Origin of the sequence: Lysobacter sp. Root916, assembly GCF_001429785.1 — a bacterium.
Lineage (GTDB): Bacteria > Pseudomonadota > Gammaproteobacteria > Xanthomonadales > Xanthomonadaceae > Lysobacter.
In genome coordinates, this window is the sequence record NZ_LMJF01000014.1 from 233,060 (window position 1) to 249,062 (window position 16,003).

The 16,003-nt window shown below is 67.4% G+C and carries 17 protein-coding genes; 9 read left to right on the forward strand and 8 right to left on the reverse strand.

The window, feature by feature from the left end:
• Positions 1-67: 67 nt before the first annotated feature.
• The 3 genes from queF (at position 68) to ASE35_RS15835 (ending at position 1,862) form a co-directional block, all read left to right on the forward strand.
• The gene (gene queF / locus ASE35_RS15825) at positions 68-874 is read left to right on the forward strand and encodes an NADPH-dependent 7-cyano-7-deazaguanine reductase QueF (protein ID WP_056177544.1); all 807 of its coding nucleotides are present in this window, start codon (positions 68-70) and stop codon (positions 872-874) included.
• Between the two features lie 92 nt (positions 875-966).
• Positions 967-1,284 carry a LysM peptidoglycan-binding domain-containing protein gene (locus tag ASE35_RS15830; protein ID WP_056177542.1) on the forward strand — a complete coding sequence of 106 codons (318 nt, stop codon included), beginning with the start codon at positions 967-969 and terminating at the stop codon, positions 1,282-1,284.
• Between the two features lie 80 nt (positions 1,285-1,364).
• Positions 1,365-1,862 carry a hypothetical protein gene (locus ASE35_RS15835; RefSeq protein WP_056177540.1) on the forward strand — a complete coding sequence of 166 codons (498 nt, stop codon included), beginning with the start codon at positions 1,365-1,367 and terminating at the stop codon, positions 1,860-1,862.
• Between the two features lie 89 nt (positions 1,863-1,951).
• Here the strand turns inward: ASE35_RS15835 and ASE35_RS15840 are convergent, their stop codons facing one another.
• The gene (locus ASE35_RS15840; RefSeq protein ID WP_057164450.1) at positions 1,952-2,329 is read right to left on the reverse strand and encodes a YchJ family metal-binding protein; all 378 of its coding nucleotides are present in this window, start codon (positions 2,327-2,329) and stop codon (positions 1,952-1,954) included.
• Positions 2,330-2,442: 113 nt separating this feature from the next.
• On the opposite strand from ASE35_RS15840, the gene ASE35_RS15845 reads away from it, so the two are divergent.
• A complete protein-coding gene (locus tag ASE35_RS15845) occupies positions 2,443-3,150 on the forward strand; it encodes a UPF0149 family protein (protein ID WP_057164451.1) in 708 nt (235 codons plus the stop codon).
• Positions 3,151-3,298: 148 nt separating this feature from the next.
• On the forward strand, positions 3,299-3,670 hold the full coding sequence (locus ASE35_RS15850) for a YkgJ family cysteine cluster protein (RefSeq protein WP_057164452.1): 372 nt from the start codon (positions 3,299-3,301) through the stop codon (positions 3,668-3,670).
• Positions 3,671-3,712: 42 nt separating this feature from the next.
• Here the strand turns inward: ASE35_RS15850 and ASE35_RS21785 are convergent, their stop codons facing one another.
• Both ASE35_RS21785 and ASE35_RS15860 read right to left on the reverse strand, forming a co-directional pair.
• Positions 3,713-4,201, reverse strand: a complete 489-nt coding sequence (locus ASE35_RS21785) for a hypothetical protein (protein WP_200957045.1) — start codon at positions 4,199-4,201, stop codon at positions 3,713-3,715.
• 34 nt (positions 4,202-4,235) lie between these two features.
• A complete protein-coding gene (locus ASE35_RS15860) occupies positions 4,236-4,640 on the reverse strand; it encodes a DUF4288 domain-containing protein (RefSeq protein WP_082611315.1) in 405 nt (134 codons plus the stop codon).
• A 228-nt stretch (positions 4,641-4,868) separates the two neighbouring features.
• On the opposite strand from ASE35_RS15860, the gene icd reads away from it, so the two are divergent.
• The 4 genes from icd to ASE35_RS15880 all read left to right on the forward strand — a co-directional run bounded on the left by icd (position 4,869) and on the right by ASE35_RS15880 (position 8,024).
• Positions 4,869-6,197, forward strand: coding sequence for an NADP-dependent isocitrate dehydrogenase (gene icd / locus ASE35_RS15865; protein WP_056177530.1), 1,329 nt, complete (start codon positions 4,869-4,871; stop codon positions 6,195-6,197).
• A gap of 195 nt (positions 6,198-6,392) precedes the next feature.
• Positions 6,393-7,358, forward strand: a complete 966-nt coding sequence (locus tag ASE35_RS15870; protein WP_057164454.1) for a peptidoglycan recognition family protein — start codon at positions 6,393-6,395, stop codon at positions 7,356-7,358.
• Positions 7,359-7,404: 46 nt separating this feature from the next.
• Positions 7,405-7,716 carry a hypothetical protein gene (locus ASE35_RS15875; protein ID WP_057164455.1) on the forward strand — a complete coding sequence of 104 codons (312 nt, stop codon included), beginning with the start codon at positions 7,405-7,407 and terminating at the stop codon, positions 7,714-7,716.
• A gap of 77 nt (positions 7,717-7,793) precedes the next feature.
• Complete coding sequence (locus tag ASE35_RS15880; protein WP_057164456.1) at positions 7,794-8,024, forward strand: hypothetical protein; 231 nt, start codon at positions 7,794-7,796, stop codon at positions 8,022-8,024.
• Between the two features lie 184 nt (positions 8,025-8,208).
• Here the strand turns inward: ASE35_RS15880 and ASE35_RS15885 are convergent, their stop codons facing one another.
• From ASE35_RS15885 to ASE35_RS21790, 5 genes are all read right to left on the reverse strand, one after another.
• Positions 8,209-8,742 carry a hypothetical protein gene (locus ASE35_RS15885; RefSeq protein ID WP_056177522.1) on the reverse strand — a complete coding sequence of 178 codons (534 nt, stop codon included), beginning with the start codon at positions 8,740-8,742 and terminating at the stop codon, positions 8,209-8,211.
• A gap of 183 nt (positions 8,743-8,925) precedes the next feature.
• A complete protein-coding gene (locus ASE35_RS15890) occupies positions 8,926-10,311 on the reverse strand; it encodes an alpha/beta hydrolase (protein ID WP_162259065.1) in 1,386 nt (461 codons plus the stop codon).
• 368 nt (positions 10,312-10,679) lie between these two features.
• Complete coding sequence (locus ASE35_RS15895; RefSeq protein WP_057164458.1) at positions 10,680-12,116, reverse strand: sialate O-acetylesterase; 1,437 nt, start codon at positions 12,114-12,116, stop codon at positions 10,680-10,682.
• 897 nt (positions 12,117-13,013) lie between these two features.
• Positions 13,014-14,810 (reverse strand): DUF885 family protein, encoded by a 1,797-nt coding sequence (locus ASE35_RS15900; RefSeq protein WP_057164459.1) that lies wholly within the window; start codon positions 14,808-14,810, stop codon positions 13,014-13,016.
• A gap of 274 nt (positions 14,811-15,084) precedes the next feature.
• Positions 15,085-16,002: a DUF6708 domain-containing protein gene (locus ASE35_RS21790; RefSeq protein WP_200957046.1), complete on the reverse strand. Its 918-nt coding sequence runs from the start codon at positions 16,000-16,002 to the stop codon at positions 15,085-15,087.
• Between the last annotated feature and the right edge of the window lies 1 nt (position 16,003).

Genomic DNA, 16,003 nt, shown 5'->3' on the forward strand with positions numbered 1-16,003 from the left:
ACGGGCGCGATATCCGATTCTTGCGGCGGCGAGGGGGCCGCGCGCGGCATGCGGGTAAAATGCGCGCATGACCCAAGAACTCCCCCTCGGCCGCCACGTCGACTACCCGCGCGAGTACGACCCCTCGCTGCTGTTCCCGATCGCGCGCGCGCTCGGCCGCTCGCACATCGGCCTGTCCGATCAGGCCCTGCCCTTCGTCGGCCTGGACCGCTGGCATGCCTACGAGCTGAGCTGGCTGGACCCGCGCGGCAAGCCCTGCATGGCCACCGCCACCCTGACCGTGCCGGCCGATTCGCCCAACCTGGTGGAGTCCAAGTCGCTCAAGCTCTACCTAAACTCCTACAACGCCTCCCGCTTCGACAGCGCCGAGGCGGTGCGCGCGCGCATCGTCGCCGACCTGAGCGCATCGGCTGGCGCCCCGGTCGAGGTCGTCTTCGGCCTGCCGCCGGTACGCGAGGCCCAGGCCGTATCGCTGGACGATCTGGACGTGGCGATCGACGACTACGGCCCGCCCAACGCCGCCCATCTGGCCGCCGACCCGGCCATGGTCGTCGAGGAGACCCTGAGCAGCGGCCTGCTGAAGTCCAACTGCCCGGTCACCGGCCAGCCCGACTGGGCGCGCGTGGACATCGCCTATCGCGGACCGCGCCTGGACCGGGCCGGGCTGCTGCGCTATCTGGTCTCGTTCCGCGACCACGCCGAGTTCCACGAACAATGCGTGGAGCGGATCTTCGCCGACCTGCTGCGCCTGGCCGCCCCGCAGGCCCTGTCGGTGGAGGCGCGCTACACCCGCCGCGGCGGCCTGGACATCAACCCCTGGCGGGCCACGGCGGGTTTTTTGCGCCCACAGGCACACCGCGATGAACGTCAATAAGACCGGCCCCTGACGTTCACACGGACGCAATGCCTTTTTAACAATCGGCATGTCATCGTGCTTTCGCCAATTCGGCAGGAGCACGTAAACCCATGACTACCCCGGACAAGAAAGCCGATTTCTCCGACGTGCAGAGCAGCGTCGACAGCACCGAGCAGGTAACCCAGCGGGCCGACTTCAGCGACGTCCAATCCTCGGTTAGCTCCACCGAAGACATCACGTCGTCGACGGCGCCCACGGATCAGACCTACACGGTGGAAAAGGGCGACACGCTGTCGCACATCGCCAAGCAGTTCTACGGCAAGGCGAACAAGTGGAACGCGATCTTCGAGGCCAATCGCGACCAGCTCGACGATCCCGACAAGATCAAGCCCGGTCAGGTGCTGAAGATCCCCGCGATCGAAGATTGATTCCTACGACAGATCCGCCGGGAGCCACGAACTCCGGGCGCGGTCGAATGCCTGTTCGCACCTATTCCAGGAGAAACACCATGATGATCCGTAACCGCATGCACTACGCCCTGGCCGCCGCTCTGGTGGCCTCGCTGGCCCTGGCCGGCTGCAAGAAGAAGGAAGAACCCGTAGCCGTGACCCCGCCGCCGGCCGCCGAGCCGGTCGCGCCGACCCCGGCGCCGGCGCCGATGGCCGCCACCGCGGCCGTCGCCAGCGTCGACCTGGGCAGCGCCGTGGGCGCCGACAAGAAGGTCACCGCGCCGGCGACCACCTTCAAGCCGAAGGACACGATCTACGTCGCCATCTCCACGTCCACCTCCGACCCGGCCGCGACCGTGCCGGCGAAGCTGGGCGCGAAGTGGACCTTCCAGGACGGCCAGACCGTGAAGGACGACAGCGCCGACGCTCAGCTGATGGGCCCCGGCGTGACCAACTTCAGCATCAACAGCCCGAAGGGTTTCCCGACCGGCAAGTACAAGGTCGACGTGTCGCTGGACGGCGCCGTGGTCCAGTCGAAGGAATTCGAGGTCAAGTAACTCTCTCCCCGCCTGATGGGCGGGCAAGCCCGGGCGCGGTTCCTCGAGGACCGCGCCCTTTTTTTGTCCGCGATTCCGGCAGCCGGCGCTCAGCCGCCCGGGAACTCGCCGTCCAGGTAGTACCAGCGGCCGTCCTCGCGCACGAAACGGCTGACTTCGTGCAGGCGCACCGCCGAGCCGCCGCCGACCCGGTAGCGGGCGACGAACTCGACCGTGGCGCGGTCGCCGTCGGCGCCGTGCCGCTTCACCGTCAGCCCCAGCCAGCGCGTGGCGGCGGGATCCAAGGCCAGTTCGGCCGGGCGCGTGCTCGGGTGCCAGGTCGCCAGGACGTAGTCGCGCAGGCCCAGCACGTAGGCGCTGTAGCGCGAACGCATCAGGGCCTGGGCGTCGGCGGCCGCAACGCCCGCGTGCAGCGGCCCGCAGCAGGCGGCGTAAGGGCGGGCGGGGTCGCAGGGGCAGGCGGACATGCGGGCTTTCCGGGTCGGTCGGCCGCGAAAACCGCGGCCGGGAGGCGAATTCTCGGCGAGCGCACGCCGCTGCGACTACCATGCGCGTCCCGAACCCCGCTGCGCGACCTGCCATGAAACCGCCCGCCTACCTCGACGACGCCCAGATCGAACGCCTCGCCGACCTGCTCGACCAACGCGCCGTCCCGTTCAAGGGCTTCAATCTGGAGGCGCTGGACGGCTTCCTGTCGGCGCTGGTGGTCGCGCCGGAGGCCGTGCCGGCGACCGAATGGCAGCCCGTGGTCTGGGGCGGCAACCCGCCGCGCTGGAGCGACGAGGCCGAGGCGGCTCAGGTCGAGGCGCTGTTGCAGGGCCACTGGAACATGGCCTCCGCGCGCGTGCGCCACGGCGACGACGACCTGCCCGACCACCTGGCGCCGCTGCTGTGGCTGCCCGAGGACGTGGAAGTCGACCAGGGCGACGACCTCGACGTCGGCCGCGACTGGGCCTTCGGCTTCTTCCGCGGCGTCGAACTGCGCGAAACCGCGTGGGAAGGCTGGCTGGACGAGAACGACTGGATGGACGAGATCTTCGTCCTGTTCGACCGCCTGGCCAGTGGCGAAGTGCTGGGCGAGGACCCGGAAGCGCCGGGCACGCCGATCAGCTACCGCGAGCGCCTGGAGATCGTCTCCAGCCTGCCCGGCATGCTGGCCGACCTGCACCACCACCGCATCGAAGCCCTGACCCCGCGCGAGCCGCTGCGCCGCGCCGACACCCCGGACCGCAACGACGCGTGTTCTTGCGGGAGTGGGAAGAAGTACAAGAAGTGCTGCGGGGCTTGAGCCGGTAGCGCCGTTTGCGCGCTGCGGCAGGCAAGCGTCGGGCGTCGTTCCCGCTCAGGCGGGAATGACGCGCCAAACAAGCGCGCGAGCGACTCCGTCGCTTGCTTGATCCACCGCACTCCTCGTAACCCCTCTCCGCGCTTCCACCATGCAGAGCCCCTCCCACCCCTGCCTCAGCTGCGGCGCCTGCTGCGCCCACTTCCGCGTCGCCCTGCACTGGAGCGAAACCGACGCCTTCGATGCCAAGGGCACACCGGCCGAGTTGACCGAAACGCTGGACGCCCACCGCGTCGCGATGCGCGGCACCTACGGCGGTCGCAGCCTGCGCTGTATCGCGCTGCAAGGCGATATCGGCGTGTCCGCACACTGCGGCGTCTACGCGCAGCGACCGTCGCCCTGTCGCGAACTGCAAGCAGCATGGGAGTACGGCGAACCTAGCCCGCAATGCGACAAAGCGCGCATCGCCTATGGCTTGGCTCCTCTGACGCCGGAACAATGGTCGCAACAGCAAGCCCGCTAGCGCTTGCAGTGGCGCCAACCCTACGACTCGAGCCGATCGCAACTAGCGAGCCGACCGAACGAAGTACAGCTGCTTGTGCCCTTTGGCCTCGTACTGCGCGCGTATCCTCTCGGCCGCTTCGGGCTGTTGATAACGCTCGATCAGGAACTCGTTTCCGTTGTCGTCCAAACGGTACAGCAACCACCGCGCCAGCCCCAGCACCGGACTGACCCAAGGCAAGTCGGCTTCCGACAGCGCCATCGCCGTCAGGATCTCGATCAGGTCCAAACGCGTGTCGGGCGATGTACCCGCTACGGAAATACTGACCCGCTGCGCGGCGTCAGGCCCATGCGGATGGGCCTGCGCAAGACAAACGCAATTGCCTAGCGCGAGCACGGCGCCACGGACCCGTCCCAGGCCCGGCTCCTCGAATTCCTCCAGCGTGAGTTGCCACTTCGCGGCGAACTCATCCCCCCTCCAGGGCAGAACGCAGACAGGAATCGCGGCTACCGTTTCATGCCATCGCGCGTTGTCTACCCGAATCACACTCATGCTTCGCTGGCTCCGACTTGCATTCGCGTCGATGTCAGATTCCAAGGCGGATCGCGGAAAGCTTGTGGTCCGGCGGAATCAGGTCCGCCGCGCGCTCCATGGGAAGCTTGCGCGTGGTGATGTCGTACCAGACCTCATCGGCATCGCATTCGTCGCCCAAATGCATCAGGTCGAGCACGCCCACGAACTCGAAATGGATCGGGTTTCCGTCGCTATTGCGAGACTGCCGCTTGGCCGACCGGCCTCGCTGCTTGGCATACGCCAGCGCCTTACGCGCGGTCGCGGCACGAAACACGATGATCCGCTCTTCGCAGGTGCGCATCACACCCGGGGCGCCGTCGACCATCACACGAAACTGAAACAGCAACTTCGCGGCAAAACGTTCGCCAGCCTCGATCCCGGTCGTGCCAGATTCGACTGCCTCTTTCGCGCTGCTCATCGGACCTCCTGACGCCGCTCACCGGGCCGTCAACACCTGAGCCCGGGAACCAGCCCCCAGGCACGGAATGCATCATTCCACATCGAACGGTCCCGATGCCGCCTCGGCCTTTGCCACGCCCCGCCCGAACCGCGACAATGGCGGGCCGGATCGCAGCGCCATCGCGACCCGCCAGAACCCTGCTTCGCCCATGCGCTTGCGCACGGGACGGCCCCACTGGAGATCGTAATGACCGAGTTCGTAGCGACGCCGCCCGCAGGCGGCGCCAAGATCACCAAGACCCCGACCGGCCTGAATGTGCCGGATCGTCCGATCATCCCGTTCATCGAAGGCGACGGCACCGGCCCGGACATCTGGCGCGCGTCCGTGCGCGTGCTCGACGCGGCCGTGGCCAAGGCCTACGGCGGCGCCAAGAAGATCGAGTGGCTTGAGGTCTATGCCGGCGAGAAAGCCAACAACACCTACGGCACCTGGCTGCCCGACGGCACCGTGCAGGCCTGCCGCGATTACCTGGTGAGCATCAAGGGCCCGCTGACCACGCCGGTCGGCGGCGGCATCCGCTCGCTCAACGTCGCCCTGCGCCAGATGCTGGACCTGTACGTCTGCCTGCGCCCGGTGCGCTGGTTCGAGGGCGTGCCCTCGCCGGTCAAGAAGCCGGGCGACGTCGACATGGTGATCTTCCGCGAGAACACCGAGGACATCTACGCCGGCATCGAGTGGGCCGGCGGCAGCGCCGACGCGCAGAAGGTGCTGGACTTCCTGCAGAAGGAATTCCCGCAAGCCTTCGACAAGATCCGTTTCGGCACCGCCGACAAGAACGGCGCCTGGCTGAAGGAGCTCGAGGCCATCGGCGCGCCGGCGCGCGAGCTGCCGGTCGAAGTCGGCCTGGGCATCAAGCCGGTCAGCCGCCTGGGCACCGAGCGCCTGGTCCACAGCGCGATCGCCTACGCCATCGAGAACAAGCGCAAGTCGGTGACCCTGGTCCACAAGGGCAACATCATGAAGTACACCGAAGGTGGCTTCCGTGATTGGGGCTACCAGGTGGCGCGCGACTTCTTCGGCGCGGTCGAGCTCGACGGCGGCCCCTGGCACGTGATTCCGGAAGGCAAGCCGGGCGCGGGCCTGGTCATCAAGGACGCGATCGCCGACGCCTTCCTGCAGCAGATCCTGCTGCGTCCGAAGGAGTACGACGTCTCGGCCACGTTGAACCTCAACGGCGACTACCTCTCCGACGCGCTCGCCGCGCAGGTCGGCGGCATCGGCATCGCGCCGGGCGCCAACATCAACTACGTGACCGGCCACGCCGTGTTCGAGGCGACCCACGGCACCGCGCCGAAGTACGCCGATCTGGACAAGGTCAATCCGGGCTCGGTGATCCTGTCGGGCGAAATGATGCTGCGTTACCTGGGTTGGACCGAAGCCGCCGACGCGATCATCGCGGCGATGGACCAGGCCATCGCCAGCAAGCGCGTGACCTACGATTTCGCCCGTCTGATGGACGGCGCGACCGAGGTGAAGTGCTCGGAGTTCGCCGACGAGATCATCAAGCATCTCTGAGGCGGCGACGCTGGCATCGGTTTATGACAAAGGGCGCTACGGCGCCCTTTGTTTTGGCCGAGTCCCGAATGGATTGGCGCGTTCAGGCAAGTGAAATCGCGCGCCGCGGCGCCCCCTCACTTGATAGGCCCGCGGAAAGCTGGCAGTTTCCTCGCGACGAGCACCGCCTCGCGCCCGCACAGGAAAGGATTTCCGATGGCCGACCCGACCCCCGTACTGCCCTACGACGCGTCCCACCCCGATCACGCCCGCTATCAGAAAGTCTTCGACGGCGTGAAAGCCACCGGGCAGTGGAACGACGCCGAATCCCGCAACGTCGCCGCCGGGCTGTACGACCAGCTCAAGCGCAACCCGCAAATGGGCGACTTCGATCGCATCGTGGTCGGCAAGCCCGATGCCGCCGTGCCCTCGGTGTTCGCGATGAAGGGCGCCGGCACGCCGCCCGACGCGCAGCCTTGGGTCAGCGTGCCGACCGCGATGGCCAAGACCAGCGCCGACCAGACCCTGAGCGCCTACGCGCACACGCCGCAGGTCGGCAAGGACGGTTACCTCACCGATCCGGGCATCACCAAGCAGCCGATCGCGGCGCTGGAGAAGGGAACGCTCAAGGACGTCCACGCGGTGGTCATGCACCGCACCGAGGGCTCGACCGCGCAAGGCGCGTTGAACTCGTTCAAGACCGGCACCGGCACCCACTTCCTGATCGACAAGGACGGCACGATCTACCAGACCGCCAGCCTCAATCAGCAGACCCAGCACGTGGGCAAGATACGCGGCCGCTGCGTCGAAGAAGGCAACTGCTCGAAGGAAGAGAAGGCGTTCTTCGACAAGACCGGCTGGAACCCGAAGGCGATCCACGATCACGAGAAGGCCAAGCCCTATCCGGACCGTTTCCCGATGAACTCCGACAGCGTCGGCATCGAGGTGGTCGGTAGCTACAACAGCAAGACCAAGACCTGGGACGCGCCGACGCCCGAGCAGACCGCGTCGATCAACAAGCTGGTGGGCACGCTGCAAAAGGAATACGGGCTCAATGACAAAGACGTCTACAAACACGATGCCATCTCGTACAAGACCCTGGGCGAGGGCGCGGATCTGTATGTGCCTGGCAATCGCACTCCCCCTCCTACCGTCGTGCAGCCATCCGGGCCCACCCGCTAAGTCCGGCGCCGCCTCCGCGATCACGGTCACGCGCGTCGATCGCGCGATGTTCGATGCCGCCTCGAGCAAAGACTCCACGCTCAAGCCCCGCTGCGAGGCGTGGACGCTAAGCGACAAACAGGTGGCGAGTTACTTCGCCGCCGCGCGCGAGTACCCCGACGGCACCCACGACGCCTATTACTGGCTGCCCTGCTCGATCAAGGGCAGCCTGCGCGCGGGCGGCCAGGATTGGGAGTTCGAGATCAACGCCGCCGCCACCGCGACCTGGACGCGCGGCGACAACGTGCGCAAGTGGGGCTGCGATGCGAAGGCCTGCGAGCCGCTGGTGCTGATGATGCCGGACGGCAACAACCCCTGAGCGAACGCGTGAGCGAGGCCCCGCCGCCGCCCGTGGACTGCCGGGGCCCCCGCGTCCACGTCGGCTCGCGCGTACGTGTGCTGAAGATTTCAGCCTGGCTGGAACGCCAGATTCCCGCCGACGAGTTCGCGCGCCTGTCGTCGCTGGTCGGCCAGGTGCTGCCGATCAGCGAGATCGACGAATGGGGCGCGGCCTGGATCGAAGCCGAGTTCCCGCATTCGCCCGGACGCATCCACAGCCACGATCTGGCCTTGGATTCGGATGAGATGGAGTTGGTCGAGGACTCTATCGTTCATGCCACACCCTAACAGCCGTAGGATGCGGTGAGCCGCAGGCGAACCGCATCGTCGCGCAAGCGCCGGGTGTTCGCGTCGGCGCGGTTCTCACCGCAGCCTATCGTTGCATCGACCAGATCGCGGCGTGGTCCGCACCCTAACGGCATCCGCCTGATCGGTGGATTCGCCGGGCCGCCCGCCGCGGTCGCTGATCCGCTTACAGACTCATGTCCGTGATGTGCTTCTTGAACGCCATCGTCCGCATGTACTGCGGATAGTCGCGCTCGAGGAAGGCCCGCATGTCGGCTTCCTCGTCCGTGGCCAGGATGCGCGCCATGTTGCCGCGCGAGTCGATGCGGATATGGCCGGCGTAAGTGATGGCGCCGGCTTCGACAGTGAACTTGTTCGAGGAGTGGAAGCTCGCCTCGCGGCCGGTGACGACGATCTTGCTCCACATGTAGTCGCCCGCGGTCACCGGCATCACCCAGTATTTTTCCGGTTGATTCACGAACACGGCCTCGTCGGGGCCGATGAAGGCCTCGGCCATGGCCGAACCAAAGGTCTCCTGGGCCCGGAATTTCTTGAACTGCAATTGCAGCCAGGTCAGGTTGCTCTCGACCTTGAACACCAGCACGCCCTGGCCGGGCGCGATGCGCTTGCCGTCGGTGAGGTTGCGCGAGGTCGCGCAAGCGGACAACACCAGGACCAGTGCCAGGATCGTCAGGCACCGCAATGCTTGCATCAGTTTCATGGAGCCCCTGTTCGCGTATCGGTAGGCGCGACGCGCCGACGCGCCCCCTGGCGCGGGCGCCATGGTCGGCAACGCGGTCGGATCGTGTCAACGCGGTTGCGCCCCGCTGCGCCGAACCGGTTGGCCGCAAAAGCGAGGGGCGCCCTGCGGCGCCCTTCGTTGCTGCCGGCGATGCGCGTCGGCTTAAGGCTTGGCGGCCTTGGGCGCGGCGGCCGGCGTCGCCGGTGCGGCGGGCGCGGCGCCGGTCAGCACCTGCGCGTCGCCGTAGGGGCCGCGGCCGAGCTTGCCGGTCTTGATCCAGTCCAGCTGCATGCGGAAGTATCCGTCGGCGATGCGGGTCTCGGTGCGCTCGCCGTTGGCGGCGGTTTCGAACTTGAGGATGCCGTGGTCGGTGTCGGGGAACACCACCAGGGTCAGCGGACGGCCTTCGGCGGCGACCGACTGCAGGCGCTGGCGGGTTTCCTCCGGCGGCGCTTCGCGGTCGGCGCCGGCCAGCATCCACAGCTGCGGCACCTTGAGTTCGCGCAGCACCGGCATCGGGTCGTAGTCCCAGCTGGTGCCCTTGTCCAGCTCGGGCTCCATCGCCTTGAGCTGCTGCGGGGTGTGCGAGACGACCAGGCCGGTGTATTCGCCCTTCATCGCGCCCCACCACTTTTCCTGGCCGTACTTGTTGCGCGCCACGGTCAGCGCGTCCCAGCCGTCCTTGCCGTGCGAGGCGACGATTTTGCCGGTGGCGTCGGTGACTTCGCGCGCCTTGGCCACCACGTCGTCGCCGTAGCCGGCGTTGCGCAGATCCAGCGCGACCTGGCCGGCGTCCTCGCCCAGCGGGCTGATCGCCATGCCGTAGCCGACCGCGACGAAGGCCGCTTCCGGGGTCTTGCTGGCGGCCAGCGGTGCGATCCAGCCGGCCTGGCTGCCGCCCGAAAAGCCGATCCGGCCGGCGCGCTTGCCGGCCAGGCGCTTGGCTTCGCGCAGCGCGGCCTTGGCGTCGTCGGACAGCAGGTAGAAATCCTGGGTGTACTTGCCGCCGGATTCGCCGGTGCCGCGCTTGTCGTAGACGAACACGCCCACGCCGTTGGCCGGGTACAGGTTCTGCATGTGATAGCGGTTGACGCCGGAGTAGTCCTCCGAGCCGTGCACGGTGACGATGATCGGCACCGGGCCGGCACCGGGCGGGAGCACCAGACGGCCGCGCAGGTTGACGTCGTTGCCTTCGAAGCGGGTCTCGGTGATGTCGAACTTGAGCTTGCGCCCGTTCTTGCCCTCGAAGGCGATCTTGCCCTGGCCGCAGTCGCCGAAGCTCACGCGCACGCTGTCGGGGCGCTCGGTCCAGCCCAGGGTGCTGGTCCACTGGCCGTCGCGCTCGCTCAGGCGGCCGGTGCGGCCGTCGATCAGGCGCCAGCGCAGCGCGCCTTTGTCGACGTTGGCGACGTCGACGATGCTGCCGTCGTCGAGGCGATAGGCGCCGGCGTGGCAGCTGGTGGTGTCGGTGGCGTTGGAGGCGAACGCGGCCGGGCTGGTCAGCAACAGCAGCGGCAGCAGGGAGCGCGGAATTCGGCTGTACGGCATGGGGCAGTCTCGGTGGTCGGCGCGCGGCGCCGGGGTGGTATCCACAGGATCGATGCAAAAACCCGGGCTAGCGTTGCAATGGTTCCGCATCGCAGCCACAAGTCATGCGCAAGACGATCATAGACCGCACGCGGCGTATCGGGATCGGGGCGATCCGTCGCCGCGGCGCCGATGCTCGGCCGCAGGCGAGCATGCTACGGCAGAGCGGCGCCGGTAGAGGAGATGGCGGCTCGGGAACGCGAAATCGGTCCGGTTCCGGATGCGCTTGGCCGGTTCGGACAAGCGGGCGCACCGCGTCGGTGCGGCGGCGGCGGAAGGTGCAGGGCCGGCCCGAGGCTACGACCCCGCGGACCGGCCACTGCTGTTGCTCAGGGGTTGAAGCGCAGGTAGAGGTTGGCCCAACGCTGGCCGATGGCGATGGTCTGGTTGGCGGTGTAGTGGATGCCGTCGGGTGCGAAGCCGCAGCGGATATCGTCGGTGGCGACGAAGAACACCCGGGACGGATCGGCGGCGGCGGCGTTGACCATGCCCATGTTCACCTGATGCACCGTGGCCTGATAGGACGCGAAGGCGGGCATGTAGGGATTGATCTGGGTCAGATAGAACTGCAGCTCAGGCGCCTCGATATCGGTGCGCACGTCAGCGATGAACTGCTTGATGTTGGCCTCGTACTGCGCGGCACCGCCGTAGATCGCGTCGGTCTCGCCCTGCAGCCAGAACATCGCGCGCAGCCTGGGCGTGTAGCCTTGCGCGCGCAACTGGGCGAGCATGGTCTGGATGTGCTGGATCATCGGCGGATACAGCGCCTCGTAGCCGGCCGGATTGCGCTTCTGGAAGCCGTAGTACAGACCCGCCCCGCCGACGGCGTACTTGATCACCGCGATCGGCGCCTTGTTCAGCGCGGCCAGATCGCCGCCCAGCGACAGCTCCGGGCCGAAGCCGTCGTAGTTGCCTGAGAAGCCCGAGCCCTGGGTGTCGAGCTGCCCCATGGAACCGATGTTGGCGACGGCGTCGGATATCGAACGCTGGTGATAGCCCAGCAAGGCCCGCGAATCCGGCCAAAGGGCATAGGGCGCGTTTGCGGTGCCGAGTTGATCGGAGCGCGCGGTCCAGCCGTGCGCGTTGGACTGCCCGGCCACGATGACCACGTCGATCGGCAGCGTTGCGCGTGCGGGCAAGGGCGTCTTGCTCAACCGCACGTTGTCCAGATCGGTGTAGCCGTAGTTGGGCACGACCTGACGCAGGCGGATGCGCAGGCGCTCGCCGACGCCGGCCGGCGCCGGGCCGCTGTCGAACATGCGCGTGGTATCGGTGAACTGCGCCGAGGGTGCGAGGTTGCGGCCGATGCCGCTCCAGGCGCCGACCAGATGGCCGTTCTCGGTTTCCAGGCGGATGTCGTAGCCGGCGAACAGGTCCCTGCCCTGGGCATCGGGTGCGCGCGTGCCGCTGGCGACGCTGAGGGTGTAACGGGTGTTCGCCTGCAGACGTTCGCTCAGCACCTGCTCCAGCGCGCCGCCATCCTGGTAGCGGAATGCGATCTGATTTCCGTCGAAACCGTAGGTGGCGCCGGGGTAGAACGTATCGTTGGAGGTCGCGTTGGGTGCGAGCAGGCCGGAGCCCTGGCTAGGTCCCACCGCCGTCCAGCCTGTGGGCACTCGGATCTGGAAGACCGGGGCCTGTGCGCCCGCGATGGGGTCGGTCTCGAAGCTGGGATTGTTGATCGCGATGGCGGTCTGCGCGCTCGCGGCGCCGGCAAACGATAGGCACAGCGTCGCGATGGCGAGGAAACGGGCGATGATGGACATGGCAGGACTCACTGGTCGTAAGCGACGGTTCCGCCGACGTCGATAGCGGATCGACGTCGGCGGCGGCAAGGGCAAACTGCGCTCACCTCGGGAACATCTCCGAACCATCGCAGTCCAGGACAGCCGATGCGCGGGATACGCGCGCAGCCGGACCCGGCGTCGGACCGACCGCGCATGGGATCGAATTGCGAGCGCGGATCGTATGCGACGGTTCGGTATGGTGCTGGGCGCTCCAGGCTTGAGGTGCTGCAGGATGCGCGATCAGTCTTGGCGAGTGAGCGCGCGCGCGTCTATGTGACCTTGGTCGCGTGCGATTTCAGGCTGCCTTGAGAGCAGAGTTGCGCACATTCGTTGTGTGCTCGACGCGCGTTTGTTGGACGCGGTTTGTTTTGTTGCCGCGGTCGTTCCGGCGGATGGGAATGGCGGTGCGTTCGCTGCTGATCGATCGCGTCTTATGACCGAGGAAAGTCTCTGTGGGGCGCCGCTTGTGCTGGTGGGGCGAGGCTTACGTCGTAAGTGGATGACGCGGTCGCGGCTTGCGCCGCTCCTACAGGGGCGGGCGGGCTTGCGTCGGATGTGGGTGATGCGATCGCGGCTTACGCCGCTCCCACAGAGAGCGCGAAGCTGGCGTCGCATGCGAGTGGCGCGGTCGCGGCTTGCGCCGCTCCTACAGGGGCGGGCGGGCTTGCGTCGGATGTGGGTGGTGCGATCGCGGCTTACGCCGCTCCCACAGAAAGCCACGCCTCTTCGATGCAGGAGCGGCGCAAGTCGCCACCGCGTCGCTTCACCGACGATGCGAGCTTCGCGCTCTCTGTGGGAGCGGCGTAAGCTGCGATGGCGCGCAACCTGCCACAGGCGCCGTCCCCGCTCGCGGGACGGCGCGGCCTAGGCGCTCGCTCAGCGCGCGGCGGCGGCCGGCGCGGTGCTCGCCTCGGCTTGGCTCGTAGCGACGAAGCGACGCATCTCGCGTTCCAGCACCGGCAGCGGCACCGAACCCAGGTTCAGCAGGGTGTCGTGGAACTTGGCCTCGTTGAAACGCGTGCCCAGCGTCGTCTCCGCCTCGCTGCGCAGCTGCCGGATGCTGCGATAGCCCAGGTAATAGGCCAGCGCCTGGCCGGGCCAGCTGATGTAGCGATCGACCTCGGTGCGGATATCGTGCGGCGCCAGTGCGGTGTGCTGCGATAGATAGTCGATCGCCTGCTGGCGGCTCCAGCCGTATTCGTGCAGGCCGGTGTCGATGACCAGCCGCGCGGCGCGCCACATTTCGAAGGTCAGGCGGCCGAAATCCTCGTACGGCGTTTCGTACACGCCCAGCTCGATGCCCAGCCATTCGGTGTACAGGCCCCAGCCTTCGCCGTAGCCGGAGAAATAGGTCTGGCGGCGGAAGTCCGGACGGTCCGGCGCTTCCAGCGCCATCGCCGCCTGATGGCTGTGGCCGGGTACGCATTCGTGCAGGGTCAGCGCGGCCAGGGTGTACAGCGGCCGCGACGGCAGGTCGTAGGTGTTCATCAGGCACGAGTCCAGGCCGCCGCGCCCGGAGGTGTAGATCGGCGCGATGTCGTCCGGCACCGGCAGGATCGCGAAGCGCTTGCGCGGCAGCTGAGTGAACAGGTCCTCGAGGCGGCCGTCGACCTTCTTGGTCACGTAGGCCGAATACGACAGCAGTTCGCGCGGGGTCTTGGCGTAGAACTGCGGATCGCTGCGCAGGAACGCCAGGAACTCCGCGAAGCTGCCCTTGAAGCCGGCCTTGCGCATCACCTCGTGCATCTCGGCCGAGATGCGCGCGACCTCCTGCTTGCCGATCTCGTGGATCTGCGCCGGGGTCAGGTCGGTGGTGGTGTATTCGAGGATCTGGCTACGATAGAAGGCCTCGCCGTCGGGCAGCTCGCGCGCGGCGGTACTGGTGCGCGTGCGCGGCAGGTATTCCTCGCGCATGAAGCGCAGCAGCTTGGCGTAGGCCGGCGCCACTTCGTCGCGGATCGCGCGCTCGCCCTCGGCCTGCAGGGCGCGCCGCGTCTGTTCGCCCAGGTGCGCGGGAATCGCGGCGAAGGTGGCGGTGAACGGATTGTCGGCGCCGCCCTTGGCATAGGCCTCGATGGTGCGGTCGCGGCCTTCGATGGCGACGCGCGGCACGCTGTAGCCGCGCGCCAGGCCCGCGCGCATGTTGGCGATGTTCTCGTCGAAGTAGCGCGGCAGGTCGTGTAGGCGGCCGAGCAGGCGGCGGTATTCCTCGGCCTTCTGGTAGGGGCGACGCGGGTTGAGCCCACCCCAGAAGAAGGTGTCGCTGTTGAACGGCGCCTCATAGGTGCGGTAGCGCGCGTTGTTGAGCTCGATCGTCACCGAGGTACGGAACACCGCGGCGTTGATGCGTTCCTCGTCCGACAGCTGCGCCTGCGGCAGCGCGTCGAGCTGGGCCAGGGCCTTTTCCCAGTAGGCGACGCGGCGCTGCCAGGCCTGCGGGGTGACGCTGGGCATGCGGTCGCCGTCTTCCCAGCGGCCGTCGGGCTCGCGCACGCGCACGAATTCCTGCTGGCGCCAGCGCCACTCGGCGTCGTACAGCTCGCGCAACTGGCGCGTGGTCTCGTTGGGCGCGGCGGCGGCGCTGGCGCCGGCGTCGGCGGCGCTGGCCGGCGTCGGGCCCGTCAACGACAGCACGGCGAGCAACAAGGGCGGACACAGCAGGCGAACGATCATGCGCGGACTCTCGGCGAAGATGGATGCGGGCGAAACGGGAGACGCGCACCGATCCGACCCGGTGGCGTCAGGCGCTCGAGTCGGAGCGGGTGTGGTCCAGATTGCGTCGATACAGCCTTGCATGCTGTCGCAGCCGAGGTCACGCGATGCGGGCGGCAAGCGGTCCTGGCGCGCGTTGTCGCGGCGGCGCGGCGCGGCATGGCGAGGGATGGATGCGGGCATGCCGGCCGCGGCGAGGCCGGCGTCGTGGGCGCTGGTAGACGACAAGGGGGCGTCATTCGCGAACGCTCGCCAGCCGATGCACGGCGTCCTCGCTCAAGGCCGGCCCGCCGGCGGCGGCGATGACCTGCGCTGGGAATTGCGGCAACGCGCCCGTTCCCGAACGCCGCAGGCTCTCGCCCGGCTGAATCGGCGGGCCGCCCTCTTCCATGTAGCGTCGAATGTGCTCGTACAGGCGCCACAGCAACTCATCCTCCCACCAACCCTTGTAGCCGATGGTCGCGATCTGCGGGCATTGCCCGGGTTGCTTGGGGTCGTCCCACAGCAACGCCAGCAGATACGTAGTGCGCGCCGCTTCGCCCGTCATCTCGTTGAGTCGATAGCTGCGCGCATGGGCATCGTCCCAGCGATAGGTTTTTACCTCGCCAACGCCGGCACGTTGCCAGAATTTCCAGAACTTCATCGGGATGACGGCGAAGAATGAAACCTCTCGTGTCTGGCGGTTGAACAGGACCGGCAGATCGCGGGGGGTAAGAAATCCAACCCGGAAGAAAAAGATCGCCGCAACCAGAAAGAACAGCGCCGCGAGCGTCGAGACGATGGAAATCGATGCATTCAAGACATGATCCGACTTGCTCGGATCCAGATCCATGATGGATTCGACGGCACCCCATCCGAACATGCCGGCGGCGAATCCGATGAGTATCGTATACAAGCCCATCATGAATGCGATTTCGGTCGTGCCCGCCGGCGCGCCGACCACGATGGCGTTGGGATGAACGCTCAACAGGGAATCGCACGAGCTCGCCTTGCCATGCACGGGCTCGTGCTTTTCGCGCGGGGCGATGCGCCAAGGCGCTTTCCCCGCCAATAGGGTCTTCTTGCGATTTTTCCCGGCCAATCCGAACTGCGGATCGGGCGCATTCCATGGCGGCAGCCGAATATCGTAGTCCGGATTGTTTTCACGACTCATG

Bases quoted from the DNA above. Each gene is read 5' to 3' on its own strand.
- ASE35_RS15870 (WP_057164454.1), top strand. From the start codon at position 6,393: ATGGCCGACCCGACCCCCGTACTGCCCTACGACGCGTCCCACCCCGAT.
- ASE35_RS15835 (WP_056177540.1), top strand. From the start codon at position 1,365: ATGATGATCCGTAACCGCATGCACTACGCCCTGGCCGCCGCTCTGGTG.
- ASE35_RS15850 (WP_057164452.1), top strand. From the start codon at position 3,299: ATGCAGAGCCCCTCCCACCCCTGCCTCAGCTGCGGCGCCTGCTGCGCC.
- ASE35_RS15895 (WP_057164458.1), bottom strand. From the start codon at position 12,116: ATGTCCATCATCGCCCGTTTCCTCGCCATCGCGACGCTGTGCCTATCG.
- ASE35_RS15900 (WP_057164459.1), bottom strand. From the start codon at position 14,810: ATGATCGTTCGCCTGCTGTGTCCGCCCTTGTTGCTCGCCGTGCTGTCG.
- ASE35_RS21790 (WP_200957046.1), bottom strand. From the start codon at position 16,002: ATGAGTCGTGAAAACAATCCGGACTACGATATTCGGCTGCCGCCATGG.
- queF (WP_056177544.1), top strand. From the start codon at position 68: ATGACCCAAGAACTCCCCCTCGGCCGCCACGTCGACTACCCGCGCGAG.
- ASE35_RS15875 (WP_057164455.1), top strand. From the start codon at position 7,405: ATGTTCGATGCCGCCTCGAGCAAAGACTCCACGCTCAAGCCCCGCTGC.
- ASE35_RS15830 (WP_056177542.1), top strand. From the start codon at position 967: ATGACTACCCCGGACAAGAAAGCCGATTTCTCCGACGTGCAGAGCAGC.
- ASE35_RS15845 (WP_057164451.1), top strand. From the start codon at position 2,443: ATGAAACCGCCCGCCTACCTCGACGACGCCCAGATCGAACGCCTCGCC.
- ASE35_RS15885 (WP_056177522.1), bottom strand. From the start codon at position 8,742: ATGAAACTGATGCAAGCATTGCGGTGCCTGACGATCCTGGCACTGGTC.
- ASE35_RS15860 (WP_082611315.1), bottom strand. From the start codon at position 4,640: ATGAGCAGCGCGAAAGAGGCAGTCGAATCTGGCACGACCGGGATCGAG.
- ASE35_RS15840 (WP_057164450.1), bottom strand. From the start codon at position 2,329: ATGTCCGCCTGCCCCTGCGACCCCGCCCGCCCTTACGCCGCCTGCTGC.
- icd (WP_056177530.1), top strand. From the start codon at position 4,869: ATGACCGAGTTCGTAGCGACGCCGCCCGCAGGCGGCGCCAAGATCACC.
- ASE35_RS21785 (WP_200957045.1), bottom strand. From the start codon at position 4,201: ATGAGTGTGATTCGGGTAGACAACGCGCGATGGCATGAAACGGTAGCC.
- ASE35_RS15890 (WP_162259065.1), bottom strand. From the start codon at position 10,311: ATGCCGTACAGCCGAATTCCGCGCTCCCTGCTGCCGCTGCTGTTGCTG.